Annotated in this window: 9 protein-coding genes; 4 read left to right on the forward strand and 5 right to left on the reverse strand. The window is 72.4% G+C overall.

Features of this window, described 5'->3' with window-relative positions:
• Nucleotides 1-8: 8 nt before the first annotated feature.
• The 4 genes from OTB19_RS03725 to OTB19_RS03740 all read left to right on the forward strand — a co-directional run bounded on the left by OTB19_RS03725 (nucleotide 9) and on the right by OTB19_RS03740 (nucleotide 4,312).
• Nucleotides 9-989, forward strand: a complete 981-nt coding sequence (locus OTB19_RS03725; protein ID WP_267796465.1) for a carbohydrate ABC transporter permease — start codon at nucleotides 9-11, stop codon at nucleotides 987-989.
• On the forward strand, nucleotides 982-1,860 hold the full coding sequence (locus tag OTB19_RS03730; protein WP_267796466.1) for a carbohydrate ABC transporter permease: 879 nt from the start codon (nucleotides 982-984) through the stop codon (nucleotides 1,858-1,860). Before OTB19_RS03725 ends, OTB19_RS03730 begins: the two co-directional genes overlap by 8 nt.
• Nucleotides 1,857-3,248 (forward strand): GH1 family beta-glucosidase, encoded by a 1,392-nt coding sequence (locus OTB19_RS03735; protein ID WP_267796467.1) that lies wholly within the window; start codon nucleotides 1,857-1,859, stop codon nucleotides 3,246-3,248. The genes OTB19_RS03730 and OTB19_RS03735 overlap by 4 nt, the downstream gene beginning before the upstream one ends.
• A 146-nt stretch (nucleotides 3,249-3,394) precedes the next feature.
• Nucleotides 3,395-4,312, forward strand: coding sequence for an NADP-dependent oxidoreductase (locus tag OTB19_RS03740; protein ID WP_199826623.1), 918 nt, complete (start codon nucleotides 3,395-3,397; stop codon nucleotides 4,310-4,312).
• A 94-nt stretch (nucleotides 4,313-4,406) separates the two neighbouring features.
• Here the strand turns inward: OTB19_RS03740 and OTB19_RS03745 are convergent, their stop codons facing one another.
• The 5 genes from OTB19_RS03745 to OTB19_RS03765 all read right to left on the reverse strand — a co-directional run bounded on the left by OTB19_RS03745 (nucleotide 4,407) and on the right by OTB19_RS03765 (nucleotide 14,615).
• Complete coding sequence (locus tag OTB19_RS03745; protein ID WP_267796468.1) at nucleotides 4,407-6,137, reverse strand: discoidin domain-containing protein; 1,731 nt, start codon at nucleotides 6,135-6,137, stop codon at nucleotides 4,407-4,409.
• Between the two features lie 71 nt (nucleotides 6,138-6,208).
• The gene (locus OTB19_RS03750) at nucleotides 6,209-7,285 is read right to left on the reverse strand and encodes a DUF1996 domain-containing protein (protein WP_267796469.1); all 1,077 of its coding nucleotides are present in this window, start codon (nucleotides 7,283-7,285) and stop codon (nucleotides 6,209-6,211) included.
• A 104-nt stretch (nucleotides 7,286-7,389) separates the two neighbouring features.
• Nucleotides 7,390-9,546, reverse strand: a complete 2,157-nt coding sequence (locus OTB19_RS03755; protein ID WP_267796470.1) for a discoidin domain-containing protein — start codon at nucleotides 9,544-9,546, stop codon at nucleotides 7,390-7,392.
• A gap of 381 nt (nucleotides 9,547-9,927) precedes the next feature.
• The gene (locus tag OTB19_RS03760; protein ID WP_267796471.1) at nucleotides 9,928-12,828 is read right to left on the reverse strand and encodes a poly(A) polymerase; all 2,901 of its coding nucleotides are present in this window, start codon (nucleotides 12,826-12,828) and stop codon (nucleotides 9,928-9,930) included.
• Nucleotides 12,828-14,615: an RNA ligase family protein gene (locus OTB19_RS03765; RefSeq protein ID WP_267796472.1), complete on the reverse strand. Its 1,788-nt coding sequence runs from the start codon at nucleotides 14,613-14,615 to the stop codon at nucleotides 12,828-12,830. The genes OTB19_RS03760 and OTB19_RS03765 overlap by 1 nt, the downstream gene beginning before the upstream one ends.
• Nucleotides 14,616-14,742: the final 127 nt, after the last annotated feature.

Here is a 14,742-nt window from a genome sequence, read left to right on the forward strand (position 1 = left end):
ACCGCCCGATGACCTCCGTGACCACGGAAGGCGCCGGACGACTGCGGCGCACCGCGACCCGGGTGCGCGGCACCGGTCGCGTGCGCCGCGCCGCCCTGCCCTACCTCCTGCTCCTGCCCGCCCTCCTCCTCGAACTGCTCATCCACCTCGTCCCGATGGTGATGGGCATCCTGATGAGCTTCCGGGAACTGACCCAGTTCTTCATCCGGGACTGGTCCCGCGCCCCCTGGACGGGCTTCGACAACTACGACCTCGCCGTGGACGTCAACCGCCCGGTCGGCGAGGCCCTGTTGGGTTCCTTCCTCACCACCTGCCTGTTCACCCTGCTCTCCGTGGCCCTGTGCTGGTTCCTCGGCACCGCGGCCGCCGTCTTCATGCAGGAGAACTTCCGCGGCCGCGGCTTCCTGCGCGCCCTGTTCCTGGTGCCGTACGCCCTGCCCGTCTACGCGGCGGTCATCACCTGGGCGTTCATGTTCCAGCGGGACAACGGCCTGGTGAACCACGTCATCCACGACCAACTCGGCCTCGGTGGCGCCGAGCACACCTTCTGGCTGCTCGGCGACAACAGCTTCTGGGCCCTGCTGATCGTCTCCGTGTGGAAGGGCTGGCCGTTCGCCTTCCTGATCGTCATGGCGGCCCTCCAGAACATCCCGAAGGAGTTGTACGAGGCCGCCGCCCTCGACGGCGCCGGCATCTGGCAGCAGATCCGCCGGATCACCCTGCCCTCGGTCGGCGCGGTCAACCAGGTGCTGATCCTCGTGCTGTTCCTGTGGACCTTCAACGACTTCAACACGCCGTTCGTGCTGTTCGGCAAATCCGCCCCCGAGGCCGCCGACCTGATCTCCATCCACATCTACCAGTCCAGTTTCGTCACCTGGAACTTCGGCACCGGCTCCGCCATGTCCGTCCTGCTGCTGCTCTTCCTGCTGCTGGTCACCGCCGTGTACCTGTTCCTGACCAGCCGCGGCCGGAGGGACGCCGATGCCTGACCACCGCCCCCGGGCGCGCACCCGGTCCGCGCTCGACCCGCCCCTGTCCTTCAAGGTGATCCGGGCCGTCTTCCTCACCCTGCTCACCGGCTTCGTGGCCCTGCCCGTCTATGTGATGATCACCAGCTCCCTCAAGCCGCTGGGCGACGTCGCGGGCGCCTTCCGGTGGATCCCCAGCGAGCTCACCGTCCGCCCGTACATCGACATCTGGCACACCGTCCCGCTCGCCAAGTACTTCCTGAACTCGCTGATCGTGGCCGGCGCCGCCACCGTCTGCTCCGTGGTCATCGCCGTCTTCGCCGCGTACGCCGTCAGCCGCTACCGCTTCCGCGGCAAGCGCCTGTTCACCGTCACCGTGCTGTCGACCCAGATGTTCCCCGGCATCCTCTTCCTGCTGCCGCTGTTCCTGATCTTCGTGAACATCGGCAACACCACCGGAGTCGCCCTCTACGGCTCGCGCGGCGGGCTGATCCTCACCTACCTGACCTTCTCCCTCCCCTTCTCCATCTGGATGCTCATCGGCTACTTCGACTCGGTGCCCCGCGACCTCGACGAGGCCGCCACCGTGGACGGCTGCGGGCCCCTCGGGGCGCTCTTGCGGGTCGTGGTCCCCGCGGCCGTCCCCGGCATCGTCGCCGTCGCCGTGTACGCCTTCATGACCGCCTGGGGAGAGGTCCTCTTCGCCTCGGTCATGACGAACGACACCACCCGCACCCTGGCCGTCGGACTGCAGGGCTACTCCACGCAGAACGACGTGTACTGGAACCAGATCATGGCCGCCTCGCTCGTCGTCAGCATCCCCGTCGTCGCCGGATTTCTGCTGCTCCAGCGGTACTTGGTGGCCGGACTCACGGCAGGAGCCGTCAAATGACCCTTTCCGAAACCCGCCTCGACACCGTGCACGCCACCGCCCACGGCGCCGTCGACCTCGGCGCGCTGCCCCGCGACTTCGCCTGGGGCACCGCCACCTCCGCCTACCAGATCGAGGGCGCGGTGGCCGAGGACGGCCGTTCCCCCTCCATCTGGGACACGTTCTCCCACACCCCCGGGACCATCGACGGCGGCCACCACGGCGACACCGCCTGCGACCATTACCACCGCTGGCGCGACGACATCGCCCTGATGAAGGAACTCGGCACCAACGCCTACCGCTTCTCCGTGGCCTGGCCCCGCGTCGTGCCCGGCGGCGACGGGCCGGTCAACGCCAAGGGCCTGGACTTCTACGACCAGCTGGTCGACGGCCTGCTCGCCGCCGGCATCACCCCGTCCGTCACCCTCTACCACTGGGACCTGCCCCAGGTCCTCCAGGACCGCGGCGGCTGGCCCGAGCGCGCCACCGCCGAGGCCTTCGCCTCGTACGCGCACGTCGTCGCGGAGCGCCTCGGCGATCGGGTCACCCAGTGGACCACCCTCAACGAGCCCCTCTGCTCGGCGTGGATCGGTCACCTGGAGGGCAAGATGGCCCCCGGTCTCACCGACCTCACCGCCGCCGTCCGCGCCTCCTACCACCTCCTGCTGGGCCACGGCCTCGCCACCCGGGCCATCCGCGCCGCCGCCCCCGGCGCGCGGATCGGCATCGTCAACAACCTCTCCACCGTCGAGGCGGCCACCGACAGCGACGCCGACCGGGCGGCAGCCGTACGGATGGACGGACACGTCAACCGCTGGTGGCTCGACCCCGTCCACGGCCGAGGCTTCCCCGCCGACATGCGCGAGGTCTACGGCGTGGACCTCCCCGAACGCCCCGGCGACCTCGACGCCATCGCGGCCCCCCTCGACTGGATCGGCCTGAACTACTACTTCCCGCAGACCGTCGTCGCCGACCCGACCGGACCCGCCCCCCACGCCCGCCAGATCGACCTGCCCGGAGTCCCGCGCACCGGCATGGACTGGGAGGTCGACGCGAACGGCATCGAGACGCTGCTCATGCGACTCGCCGAGGAGTACGGCGCCCGACGCATCCACGTCACCGAGAACGGCTCCTCCTACCCGGACACCGTCGGCCCGGACGGCAGCGTCCACGACCCGGAACGCGCCGCGTACCTGATCGCCCACCTCGCCGCCTGCGCCCGGGCCGCCCGCCGCGGCGCGCCCCTGGCCGGCTACTACGCGTGGTCCCTGCTCGACAACTTCGAATGGGCGTACGGCTACGACAAGCGGTTCGGTCTGGTCCGCGTGGACTACGACACCCAGGAACGCACCGTCAAGACCAGCGGAGCCCACTACGCCGACCTGATCGCCGCCCACCGGGCGCTCTGACTCTGAGCCCCGGCAGTTTCCCGCGCCGTGCCCGCCCCGCTTCCCGGGGCGGGCACGGCCTTTCGTGATGGGATGCGGAACAGATGATTTAAGCCGCTCGCGGAAAGGTGAGACGCATGTCGTTGAACGTCGAGGACGAGGGCACCATGCGGGCGATGGTGTACGAGACGTACGGCGGGACGGAGGTGCTCACCGAGACCCGGCTGCCGGTCCCCAAGGTCGGGCCCGGCGAGGTCCTCGTCCGGGTCAGGTGCGCCTCGGTCAACCCGGTCGACTGGAAGATCATGGCGGGTGGCCTCGACGGCCTCATGGACGTCGTGTACCCCGTGATCCCCGGCTGGGACGTGGCCGGGACGGTCGAGTACGTCGGCATCGACACCCCCGAGTTCACCGCGGGCGACGAGGTCATCGCCTACGCCCGCAAGGACTACGTGCACGGCGGCACCTTCGCCGAGTTCGTCACCGTGCCGGTACGGGCCCTCGCGCCGAAGCCCGTCTCGCTCAGCTGGCAGGAGGCGGCCGGACTGCCGCTGGCCGGCCTCACCGCCTACCAACTGCTCACCCGCCTCGACACCGGCCAGGACGACACCGTCCTCATCCACGGCGCGGCCGGCGGCGTCGGCTCCCTCGGCGTCCAGATCGCCCGCGCCCTCGGCGCCCGCGTCATCGGCACGGCCTCCCCGCGCAACCACGACCGGCTCCGCGAGCTGGGCTGCGAACCCGTCGCCTACGGGGACGGCCTCACCGAACGGGTCCGCGAACTGGCCCCGGACGGGGTGAGCGTCGTCGCCGACTTCGTGGGCGGCGTCCTCGACGTCACCAAGGCAGTCCTCGCCCCCGGGGGTCGGCACGCCTCCATCGCCGACCCCGACGTGCTCGGCGCCGACGGCCAGTGGATGTGGGTGCGCCCCGTCGGCGACGACCTCGCCGCCCTGGGCGGGCTCGCCGACACCGGACGGCTCGGCGTCACCGTCGCCAAGACCTTCCCGCTCTCCGAGCTGGCCGCCGCCTTCGAGCTCAGCCAGGACGGACACACCGCCGGGAAGATCATCCTGGAGGTCTGACGGCCTCCGAGCCGCCTGCCGCGGACATGACCGCGCGCCGCCCGGTGGTCGACCGGACGGCGCGCGGCACCTGCGGCAGGGTCAGGTCTGCCGATCAGGCATAGACGCCGAAGTGGAAGAGGGAGTAGCCGTACCCCGTGCCGCGCCGGGTCAGCTCCAGCCGCACGTAACGGCCCGACGCGGCGACGTCGAAGTCGTCGATCCCGCCGTCACCGGACGAAGTGGCGTACGCCGTCCGCCAGTTCTGGCCGTCGTCCGACACCTTGACGGTGTACGCCTTCCCGTACGCGCTCTCCCACACCAGCTGCGCGTGCTTCAGCTGCTTCACCGACCCCAGATCCACCTGGAGCCACTGCTGATCGGCCCAGGTCGTCGCCCACCGGGTGTCGTCGCGCCCGTCCGTCGCCAACTGCGGGGCGCAGGGGCAGCCGCCGTACCCGTCGTTCTGGTAGGTGGAGGCGGTGGTCGGCCGGCCCCGTGCCACGTCCGTGCCGGCCACCGGCGGCGGCACCACGCGGACCGAGCGCTGTTCGACGCCCACGTTGCCCCGCCCGTCCTTCGCCTTGACGTACAGCTTCCACACACCGGTCTTGGCGGGCGCCGTGACCTTGAGGGTGCCGTTGCCCAGGTGCGTGGACGGCGCCGAGACCAGCCCGCCGCCGCCGTCCACGTACTTGCCGCCCCACAGCACCTCGTACGCGAGCGGATCGCCCTCCGGGTCGGTCGCCGGAGCCTGGACCGTCACCTCCTTGCCCGCGGGGACCGCCCCCGGGTCCGCCACCGACGGCACGGCCACGGTGGGCGGCAGGTTGTCGCCCACCGTGCTGCCGCCGTAGGCCCGCTTGACGGCGTAGTACATGTGTCGGCGCTCCCCGGCGGGGGTCAGGTTGAACCAGTGCCCGCCGAAGTCGTACTCCGTGCCGTAGTGGAAGACCGTCGCGCCCAGCGCCACCCCCCGGTGGCCCGTGACGCAGTTCCACGCACCGGTGTAACCGTCCGCCTTGGCCTTGTCGCCCGGCTCCAGCGGTACGCCGTTCGCGTCGTTCGGCACCTCCCACTCACCGGCCGGACCGGTCTCGGTGATCAGGTAGGGCTTGGTGTACCCACCCTGCTCCCACGCCTGCCGGACCCCGCAGACCTCCTTGTAGGAGTTGACCGAGTACAGGTCCAGGTCGGGGGAGTTGCGCTTGTAGTACGTCCACGCGCCCACCCACGCGTCCGTGGAGGTGACGGGGTGGTTGGCGTCGATCCGGTGGATGGCCTTCGCGACGTCGTTGACGAAGGTGGTGTAGGCGTTGCGCTGGTTCTCCAACTCGGTTCCGGAGTAGCAGTTCTGCAGGCCGAGCACGGACTCGTTGCCGACGTTCCACATCAGCACGGCCGGGTGGTCGCGATAGGTCTCCACCCAGCGCGAGAACTCGGCGAGCATGGTGTTCTTGTAGCCGGTGTCCGTGACGTAGTTCGTGCAGCCGCCGCTGCCCGGGCCGCCGCCCGGCTGGAGCCAGAACCCGGCGACCACCTTGATGCCGTTGTTCGCGGCCGCGTCGAACAGCGGGCGGCTGCTCGCGTCCGTGCCCCAGGTGCGGACGGTGTTGGCGCCCAACGATCTCACGTCGGGCAGGAGTCGGGCGGCGTCGGCCGGGGACGGACCCCAGGTGACGCCTTTGACGAGGTACGGCGAACCGTTCACGCTGAGCTGCCAGTTGCCCTGGGAGCCGGTCACCTTCACCACGCTGCCGGCTGCCTGCGCCGGGGCCGCGGGGAGTACGGTGACGGCGCCCGCGAGCAGGGCGGCCGCGGTGAGGGCGCGCATGCGGGAGTGCATGCCTGAGCCTCCTTGGGAGTGGGGGGAGCGGGGGGAGTGGGGGGAGCGGGGAGGGGACGCGAGGACGCGCCCTACGGGAGCCGGTAGTCGGGACCGAGGACGGCGCCCGCCTCGGGGTGGGTCTCGTCGTAGCCGCGGGCGTTGCACTGGAGGCCGCCCTTGACGCAGTGCTCGACGAGGGCGTTCAGGGTCCGGTCGTCCCACGCGTTGAAGAAGTCGTAGTGGAACGTGTGGCCGGCCCCGCTGGAGAGCCTGACCTGCGACATGTTCCCGCTGACGGGGAAGGCCATCTTGAACTCGACCATGGGCAGCGCCACCGGGTGGTCGGCCGGGCAGACGTTGTTGTTGGTGCCGGCCTTCACCGTCGGATACGCCATGTGGGCCTTGTGGTCGGGCGTGTCGAGGTACTTGCCGTCCCAGCAACTCGGCGCCTGGAAACGGATGTTGAGCTGGGTGCCGGCCGGGCAGTTCGCGGGGAACTCGACGTTCTTGAAGCTGTCGCCGCACTCCCAGCCCTCGACCCAGCCCTTGTGCGCGCGGAACTCGGCCGCGGTCTGGGTCGGACTGCCGACGAGGAACCGCAGGCCCTTGGGGAAGGGACGCACGCTCGTGTAGTCGGTGACCCCGGCCTTGTAGTAGATCACCTGGGGTCCGGTGGGCAGCACGGCCTGGTTTCCGTTGTACAGCGTCGGCATCCAGTAGCCCGACAGGTCGCCGACCGCGTTGCAGGCCGTGCCGCCCGCGCTCAGCGAGGAGGTGGTGCTGAACGCGTTCGTGGTGGTGTTGCCCATGAAGGTGTGGTCGTGGGAGGCGCCCGGCCGGCCCGCGAAGACGATCGGGTCGTCCGGGGCGGTCCGGGTGACCGCGCAGTTGGCCTGGAACTCGTGGAAGTAGCGCGGGGCCGGCTCCCGGTCGGACGGGGTGACGCCGGTGACCTGCGGAACGGCCGGGATGTAGCCGTCGCCGTCGGGGTCGTCGCCGGTGGCGAGCGGGGCGACCGCGGCGTGGTTCATGCCGGCGTGCGCGCCGGCGCCGGAGTCCGGGGTCGCCTGGGCGGTCAGCGCGGAGGCGCCGAGGCCGGCTGCGGCGGTCACGGCGAACGCCGCCGAGACCAGGGGTGCGGACAGGGTCCGCGAGCGGATTCTCATCGTGCGGCTCCTTCGGGGTGGATGGGAGAGCGCTCTCTCACACGGCCCGGAAAACGCGGGGCGGCCGCCGGGCCGCCCCGCGTCCTGCGGGGGTCAGGGGTGGATCAGGGGAACGAGACCACGGTGGAGGGGGTGGTCGACGTCCCCGAGGTGGGGGCGCCGGTGTTGTTGATGACGTGCTCGTACTGGCCGTTGCCGCCCAGCGAGACGACGAGCAGGTCGTGGAACCGGACGCCGGGCTTCACCGGTGCCTGGAATCCGTGGTCCTGACGGATCGTCGGATCCACGTTGTAGTAGCAGTAGCTGCCCAGGCCCCAGCCCTCGTGGGTGTTGACCGAGTCGGCCACCTTGTAGGCGGCGTAGCCCTTGATCGAACCGTTCTGGATCGCGGCCTGGTTCGGGGCGTCGTACGCCTTCTCGTTCTGGAAGAAGATCGTCCGGCCGCGCTCGCCGTTCCACTCCACGTCGTACTTGTTGAAGTGCTCGACGAACAGCCCGGTCGCCAGGACGTCGTCACCGTTGACACGGAAGCCGTAGTCGGAGCGGTTGGTCTCCCAGCCCACCCCGTCGCCGTGGTCGGCCCGCCAGATCCACGTGTGGTCGACGATGGTGTCGTGGTTGTTGATCACCATGCCGGCGGTGGCCTTGCCCGCACCGGCGCCGCCGACGCGGATGAACACGTCCTGGACGGTCGTCGGGTTCGCCGCGTGGTCCGTGCTCGCGCCGGCCGGACCGACCTCCAGCAGGGTGGGGGAGTTGACCTGGCCCGCGTCGATCAGGAAGCCCGCGAGCTTGACGCCGTCCACGTCGGCGACCTTCATGGCGGTCACCCCGTTGTCCGGGATGATCGTGGCGAGGCCCAGGCCCAGGACGACCGTGTCGGGGCGGTTCACCTGGATGGTCTGGTTCACGTGGTAGACGCCCGGGGTGAAGAGCAGGTGCAGGCCCTGAGCCAGCGCCTGGTTGATCGTGGCGGCGCTCGCACCCGGCTTGACCACGTAGAACCGGCTCAGCGGGATCGAGGTGCCCTGCGGGGTCCCGTTGCCCCAGGAGGTGCCGCGGGCGTTGACCCGCTTCGCCGGGGCGAACACCTTGTACTCGTTCCCGTCGAGGTACAGGAAGGGCTTCTCCCGCGAGACGGGGGTGGTGTCCAGCGTGGTGTAGCGCGGCTCGGGGAAGCTCTGCGCCGGCGCGCCCTGGGTGCCGGAGAACACCTGGTTCCAGACGGAGTTGGACCAGCCGCCGATGGAGCTGTCGCGGGTGTACCACTGCTGCTGAGAGTAGTTGCCGACCTGGCCGTCGACCTTGGAGTCGGCGATGTACCCGCCGGAGGCCCAACCGTAGCCGTTGGGGGCCAGGTTGAGTCCGCCCTTGACGTGCATCCGGCGGAACGGCGCGGCCTGGGACACGGCCCAGCGGTCGGTGCCGTTGACCGGGTTCAGTGCCAGGTTCTCCGCCGAACGCCAGAAGTTCTGCGTAGCGTTGCCGCCGAACCAGCCGGCGTCGACGGTGACGTCCCCGTTGATGGTGGTGTCGTCCGGGCTGAGGCCGAGACCCGAGATCGAGGTGTAGAAGCCGATCTGGGCGTTCAGGCCGTTGTACGTGCCCGGCTTGAACAGGAACTGGTAGCGGCCGGAGCCGAACTGGGCCGACTCCTGCTGCGCGAAGACCTGGTCGAGCCTGGCCTGGATGTTCGGCGTGGACGGATCGAAGACGATCACGTTGGGGCCGAGGTCGCCCCCGCCGGGGAGCGTCGGACCGGTACCGCCCGTGCCGTACACCTGGAACTCCCAGAGCGAGTAGCCGTATCCGGTGGCGCGCTGGGTGCCGTACACCCGGACGTAGCGGGCGGTGCCGGTGACGTCGTGGGTCTGGACCCCGCCCGCGGAGGCCGCGGTGGAGTAGGCGGTGGACCAGTTGGTCCCGTCGGTGGACAGTTCGACCCGGTACGCCTTGGCGTACGCGGCCTCCCAGCGCAGCACGACCTGGCTGATCTGCGCCGGGGCGCCCAGGTCGACCTGTATCCACTGCGGGTCGGCGAACTGGCTGGACCAACGGGTGTTGGTGTCGCCGTCCACGGCCGCGGAGGCCGGGGTGCCGCCGCCCTCCACGGTGGAGGCGGTGGCGGGCCTGCCCTGGGAGAGCAGCGTGGGCGCCGCGCTCGCGGTGGCGCCGGGGAGCAGCACGAGGAGGGCCGCGACCAGGGCCGCGGCGAGGGCCGCGACGGTGAGTCTCGGCGGGCGATCGTGGAGCAGGGGCATGCGGGGCACTCCTGACGTCAAGGATCCGGGGGGATCGAAGCGTGAGTGAACTGCCCGGCGCCGGGGGCGTCAAGGGGTTGAGCGTTCATGAACTGAAGATCAAACGGAGTGTCAATTGCGCTTCAGGCCCGTGAACTTGGGGTTTCTTCAATCCTTGTGAAAAGTGTTGACGAAAAAAGCCGCCCGCACTCTACTGAGGCTCCTGACCGCTCCGTTCCGTACTGCCCGCCGAGCCCGCCGCACGGGGAGGGCGGGGTGGTCGACCGACCACGTTCGGACAGTGAGGCCGGCAGGAAGGTGTTCATGCCCGTGCGTTCGTTACTTGTCGTCGCCGGGGGCCGCCCCGACCGTCGCGCCGGGGGCCGCCGCGGCCGTCGGGGCTCAGGCCAGGGTCGGAACCGCTCCGCCGTCCACCCGCTCGACCGTGACTCCCGGCAGGCCCGCCGTCCAGCGCGCGACGAGCGGGGACAGGTCGGCCGCGGCCGGCGGGTTCGCCCCGAGTCCGATCGCGTAGCGGGCCGAGGTGTCACCCGAGGCGAACGGGCGGGGCCAGGCGTGGGCGTCCCCGACACCGGCCTCCTCCAGCGCGCCGAGCAACGCACGCAACCGGCCGCGCACGCGGCCCAGCCGGTCCTCGAACTCCCCGGCGTCGCCCCGTACGGTGACCACCGCAAAGGCGGCGTGCCGTCGGTGCGGTGGCGGTCCGGCCGCGGCGAGCGGGCCGTCCGCTCCGGCCTCCAACGCCTCCCAGGCCGTGTACAGCTCCCGGACCAACAGGTCGCGCGTGCCCGGCCCCACCTGCGTCGTGCAACTGCGCACCGGATCGGACGGGGTGAGCACCGTGACGGGGTCACGGTCGCTCCCGCCCGGGCCGCGCGCGGACGGGAGCCCCGCCCCGGGCCCCTGTTCCGCCCGCTGCTCCGCCGCCAGTCCCGTTGTCCCCAGGGACACCGGCTCGCGCCAGTCCCAGGCCGCCCAGGTCCCGAAGAACGCGCGCAACAGCGCGGCGGGAGCCAGGTCCGACGCCTCGCGCACCGTCCGCGCGGCCAGCACCGACCAAGCCAGGCCCGGCAGCCCGCCGAAGGGCGCCGAATCCAGGCCCCGCGCCCGCGCCCAGGCCTTCACCTCACGGGCCAGCACCGCGAAGGCGGCGTGCTCCGGACCCACGAAGTCCCGTACCGCGTCGGCGTCGCCGACCGCGCTCAGCGCGATCCGCGCCGCCTCGCCCAGCTCCGCCCGTCCGGCCACGGCCCGCGCCGGATCCATGGCGCCGGTGGAGACCACCACCAGGTCCACGTCCAGCCCGGCCACCCGGAACCGCAGCCCCGGCACCCGGGCCCCCGGTACCGACCGCAGCCGCTCGGCCGCCGGCAGCGCCGCCGCCACCCGGTCCCGTATCTCCTCGATGCGGGTCTCGCCCGCCAAGGCCGCCACCAGGTCCAGGTCCGCGTCCGGCAACGCGCAGCCCATCCGTCGGGACCCCGCCACGTGCACCACGCCCTCGCCCAACGCCCCCGTGATCCGGGCGAGGACCGGCCCGGGATCCGGACCACCCCGGTCGGCCGACGACCGCGCCGACGGGTCAACCGACGGGCCGGTCTCCGGTACCCACCGGACCTCGCCCGTCCCCAGCTCCACCGTCGCCCGGACCTCCATCGGTCCGTCCCCGCGCCGCGACAGCACGGCGAGCGAGCCGACCCGTGCCCGGCGCGTCCCGCCGCCGAGCCGGGCGCCGAACTCCGCCGCCGCCCGCCGCGGATCGCCGCCGCGTCCCAGCGTCAGGTGCGGGGTGTAGCCCTCGGCGCGGCCCCGGCAGCCCGGGAACCGTGCCACCAGTGCCCGTCGAAGCTCCTGCCAGGGCGCCGCGCCGTCGGCGGCCGGGTCCAGCCACAGCATGGCGTCCTCCCGGTGCCCGAAGTCGTGTACGCCCTCCAGACGGGCCGTGAACGGGGCCGTCCCCGCCGGGACCTGCGCCAACAGCGGCAGCGCCGCCTCGAACGCCGACTCCGGAACGAAGCCGAAGAGCAGGTTCACGTGCGCCGGCCACCGGTCGACCCCGGGATCGTGGGCACCTCGAAGGGCGTCCACGGCCGGGTCGGCCGGCGGAAGCCAGGCCACCGCCGTGCGCGCCGTCGCCGCCACGTCCAGACGCGCCGGCCCCTCGTCCGGCGCCCCGAACCCCAGCGTCGCCTCCACCCCGAAGTGGTCCGAGACGAACAGCCCGTCCGGGCCGGGGACATCGCCCCGCAGCGCCGCCGAGCGCACCACGCCCGGCGACCGCAGCAGGATCCGATCCAGTCGCGCGGACCGTCCCGAGAGCGAGCCCACCGCCGCCAGCGGGTTCACCGCCGGATCGAAGGTCGGCGTGTCGTCCGCCGCCCCGTGCACCTCGGTCCAGGCGTCCCGGAGTTCCAGCGCGGCCGCCGGGCCCTCGGCCCCGGTCCGGCCGTCGTTGAAGTCGCCGACGAGGGCGATCGCGGCGTCGACGGAGCCCAGGCCGTGTGTCAGGGAGGTCAGTTCTCCCGTTCGCCGGTCGGCGCCGTGTTCGCTGTGGTCGCTGGTCAGGTGGGTGTTGGCGACCACCAGCGGTCCGGCCGCGGTGTCCACCGTGACGGCGATCACGGCCTTGTGCGGGCGCAGCTCGTGCAGGCCCGCCTCCCGCACCGGCAGCCGGCTCAGGATCAACAGCCCGCACTCGGCGACGTCCCGGCCGCGCGGGTCGGCGCCCACCGTGTACCGCTCCCGCACCCACGGCTGCGCGAGCAGCATCGTCAGGAGCGCCGGTTCGACCTCCTGGAGCGCGATCACGTCGGCGTCGGCCCGGGCCAGGTCGGCCAGGAGCATCGGCCTGCGCAGCGCGGTGGAGATGAGGGGCGCGTCGTACCGGTCCCACAGCGTGTTCCACGTGACCAGCCGGACGGTGTCCACGGGCGGGGCGTCGGGGTCCGGTGCGGCCGGCCGCCAGGCGCCCTCGCCCGCCGGGTCCCACGCGTGCGGGATCCGCGCGGTGAAGAACGGCGCGTCCAGCAGTCGCGGTTCCTCGATCCGACCGGCGTGCGTGCCGTCGATGACGTCCAGGCCGGTGGCCCGGTCCCACACCAACTCGCCGTCCGCCTCGACGAACAGGACCCGGTGCCAGGGGATGTCGCCGCCCGGCACGAACGACGGCAGGGGCACCCGTTTCGGGGCGGCCCCGCGGCGGCGCAGCCCGAGCGTGAACCGCGCCGGATCGAACCGCGGGTCCCAGCGGACCTGGTGGTAGAGCTCCTCGCTGGTACGCATCAGAGGTCCGCGTCCCGTTCCGTGACGGTACCGGCCGTGTCCTCGACCGTGCCGCCCGCGCCGATGTACCAGGTCCGGTGTGCCCGGCCCGGATACGGCGGAGCGAACCGCCGCAGCTGTGATTCCAGCACTGCGGCCGGCACGGGATGCGGTCGGACCGTGTTGCGCCGGACCAGCTCCGCCTCCGCGACCCAGGCGACCGCGTGGGTGACCAACGCGTCCCGGCGGCGCGCGACGGCGCCCGCCAGGCCGCGCTGTTGCTCGTTGAGGGAGGTCGCGTCCCACACCACCGTGCCACCGGTGCGCGTGGCGGCGGCCAGGGCCAGGCTCAACCGGTCGAGGCCCTCGCGGAGCACGTCCGCGTTGTCCTTCTGGTCGCCGCGCGAACCCCGGGCGGCCCGCAGCTCGTCGAGGCTCACGTACGCGCTCACGCCGGGCAGCGACCCGGCGAAGGTGCTCTTGCCGCTGCCCGAGGGCCCGCACAGCTGGACCAGTCGGGGGAACGCCCCGTCGCGCCATCGCCAGGTCGCCGCCACCGCCTCCTCGGCGGTGTGTGCCTTCCCCCGCGCGAACGCCTCCCGCGCCTCGGCCCAGCAGCGGTCCGCCGCGTCCGGGTCCACGCCGGCCACGCCGTCCCGCAGCCCCGACCGCAGCGCCCCCAGGGGGTCCGGTCCGAGCAGCCCCGCCTCCTCGGCGTACAGCGCGGACCACTCGACGCACTCCCGGGCGGCCCCGTCCGCCGCGGCCCCGGCCAGCGCGTGCAGCACCCCAAGGTCGGCCGCCGCGGCCAGTCGGACCAGCCCGGCCCGCCGTTCCTCGTCCGGGAACGGCCGTCGCAGCGCCGGGTACAGCCCGACCAGGTCCGCGACCCGCCGGGCCGTCGCCATCCCGAGCGGCCCGGCCGCGAGCCGCGCCCCCAGGGCCGCCCGCCGCTCACCGCGCAGCGCGGCCGCCAGTACCCCGGTCAGTCGTGCTTCGCCGGTGCGCCCGGCCCCGTCCAGGCGGGCGGTCACCTCCGCGACGACCTCCTCCGTCGAAGCGGCGGACGTCCCCGGGGGGTCGACGGAGGGCACGGGGGGTTCGGCGTGCGCCGCCGGACCCGCCCCGACCGCGTCCAGCAGCGCCGCGACGTCCGGCTCGGAACCCGACCGGACCGCCCACAACGGGGCCCGCGGCCCGAGCCCGTTCGGCACGACCTGCGCGTACATCCAGTGCGTGTCGGTCCGCACGTGCCCCACGCGGACCCACTTCGCGACGTACCGCCCGAAGTCGGCGCGCGTGAACGCGTCCACCGTGCGGACGACGTAGCCCTCCTGGCGGTTCGTGTCGAGCCGCAGCCCGCGCAGCGCCCGCTCGTCGAAGACCCCGCGCCACAGGACCCGCGGGCTCGGTACGCCGATCCCGTGCAGGAACCGCACGGTGCGGTCCCAGTCGAGGCAGGAATCGCCGTCCCAGACGGAGAAGCCGTAGAACCAACTGTCCAGGTCCTCGTAGGCGAGGGAGTGCCGGGCGTACAGGTTCTCGCCGCACACCCGCCAACCCGCCGGGATCCCGGCCCCGATCCGGCCTTGCAGCGCCTTCACCCACGCCCTCGACGGATGGTGCCCCGAGTCGAGCGAGCGCGCGTGCGAGCCGTCGGCGTACAGGGTGGTGTTCTCCCCGTCGAGCTTCTCGGTGACCACCACCTCGCGTCCGGCCAGTGCCGAGAGCCCGGAGCTGCGGACATCGTCCGCGCTCGCCCCGGGAGACCAGGGAAGATGCGCCGTACGGGGGTAGTGCGTGCGCATGATCCGCTCCTGCTCGACGACGTGGTGCCCCGTCACTGTAGGGAGCCGGAGGCGACCGGATCCACCCGATTTCCCCAGGTGAACGCGGCGCCGCCCGTACCGACGGGCGCTCGACGCCCCGCACTGC

It is taken from the genome of Streptomyces sp. H27-H5 (assembly GCF_026627505.1).
GTDB lineage: Bacteria > Actinomycetota > Actinomycetes > Streptomycetales > Streptomycetaceae > Streptomyces.

What these genes read in the sequence shown, in the direction of transcription:
- OTB19_RS03725 (WP_267796465.1), top strand. Translation starts at nt 9, where the DNA reads ATGACCTCCGTGACCACGGAAGGCGCCGGACGACTGCGGCGCACCGCG.
- OTB19_RS03730 (WP_267796466.1), top strand. Translation starts at nt 982, where the DNA reads ATGCCTGACCACCGCCCCCGGGCGCGCACCCGGTCCGCGCTCGACCCG.
- OTB19_RS03735 (WP_267796467.1), top strand. Translation starts at nt 1,857, where the DNA reads ATGACCCTTTCCGAAACCCGCCTCGACACCGTGCACGCCACCGCCCAC.
- OTB19_RS03765 (WP_267796472.1), bottom strand. Translation starts at nt 14,615, where the DNA reads ATGCGCACGCACTACCCCCGTACGGCGCATCTTCCCTGGTCTCCCGGG.
- OTB19_RS03745 (WP_267796468.1), bottom strand. Translation starts at nt 6,137, where the DNA reads ATGCACTCCCGCATGCGCGCCCTCACCGCGGCCGCCCTGCTCGCGGGC.
- OTB19_RS03760 (WP_267796471.1), bottom strand. Translation starts at nt 12,828, where the DNA reads ATGCGTACCAGCGAGGAGCTCTACCACCAGGTCCGCTGGGACCCGCGG.
- OTB19_RS03750 (WP_267796469.1), bottom strand. Translation starts at nt 7,285, where the DNA reads ATGAGAATCCGCTCGCGGACCCTGTCCGCACCCCTGGTCTCGGCGGCG.
- OTB19_RS03755 (WP_267796470.1), bottom strand. Translation starts at nt 9,546, where the DNA reads ATGCCCCTGCTCCACGATCGCCCGCCGAGACTCACCGTCGCGGCCCTC.
- OTB19_RS03740 (WP_199826623.1), top strand. Translation starts at nt 3,395, where the DNA reads ATGCGGGCGATGGTGTACGAGACGTACGGCGGGACGGAGGTGCTCACC.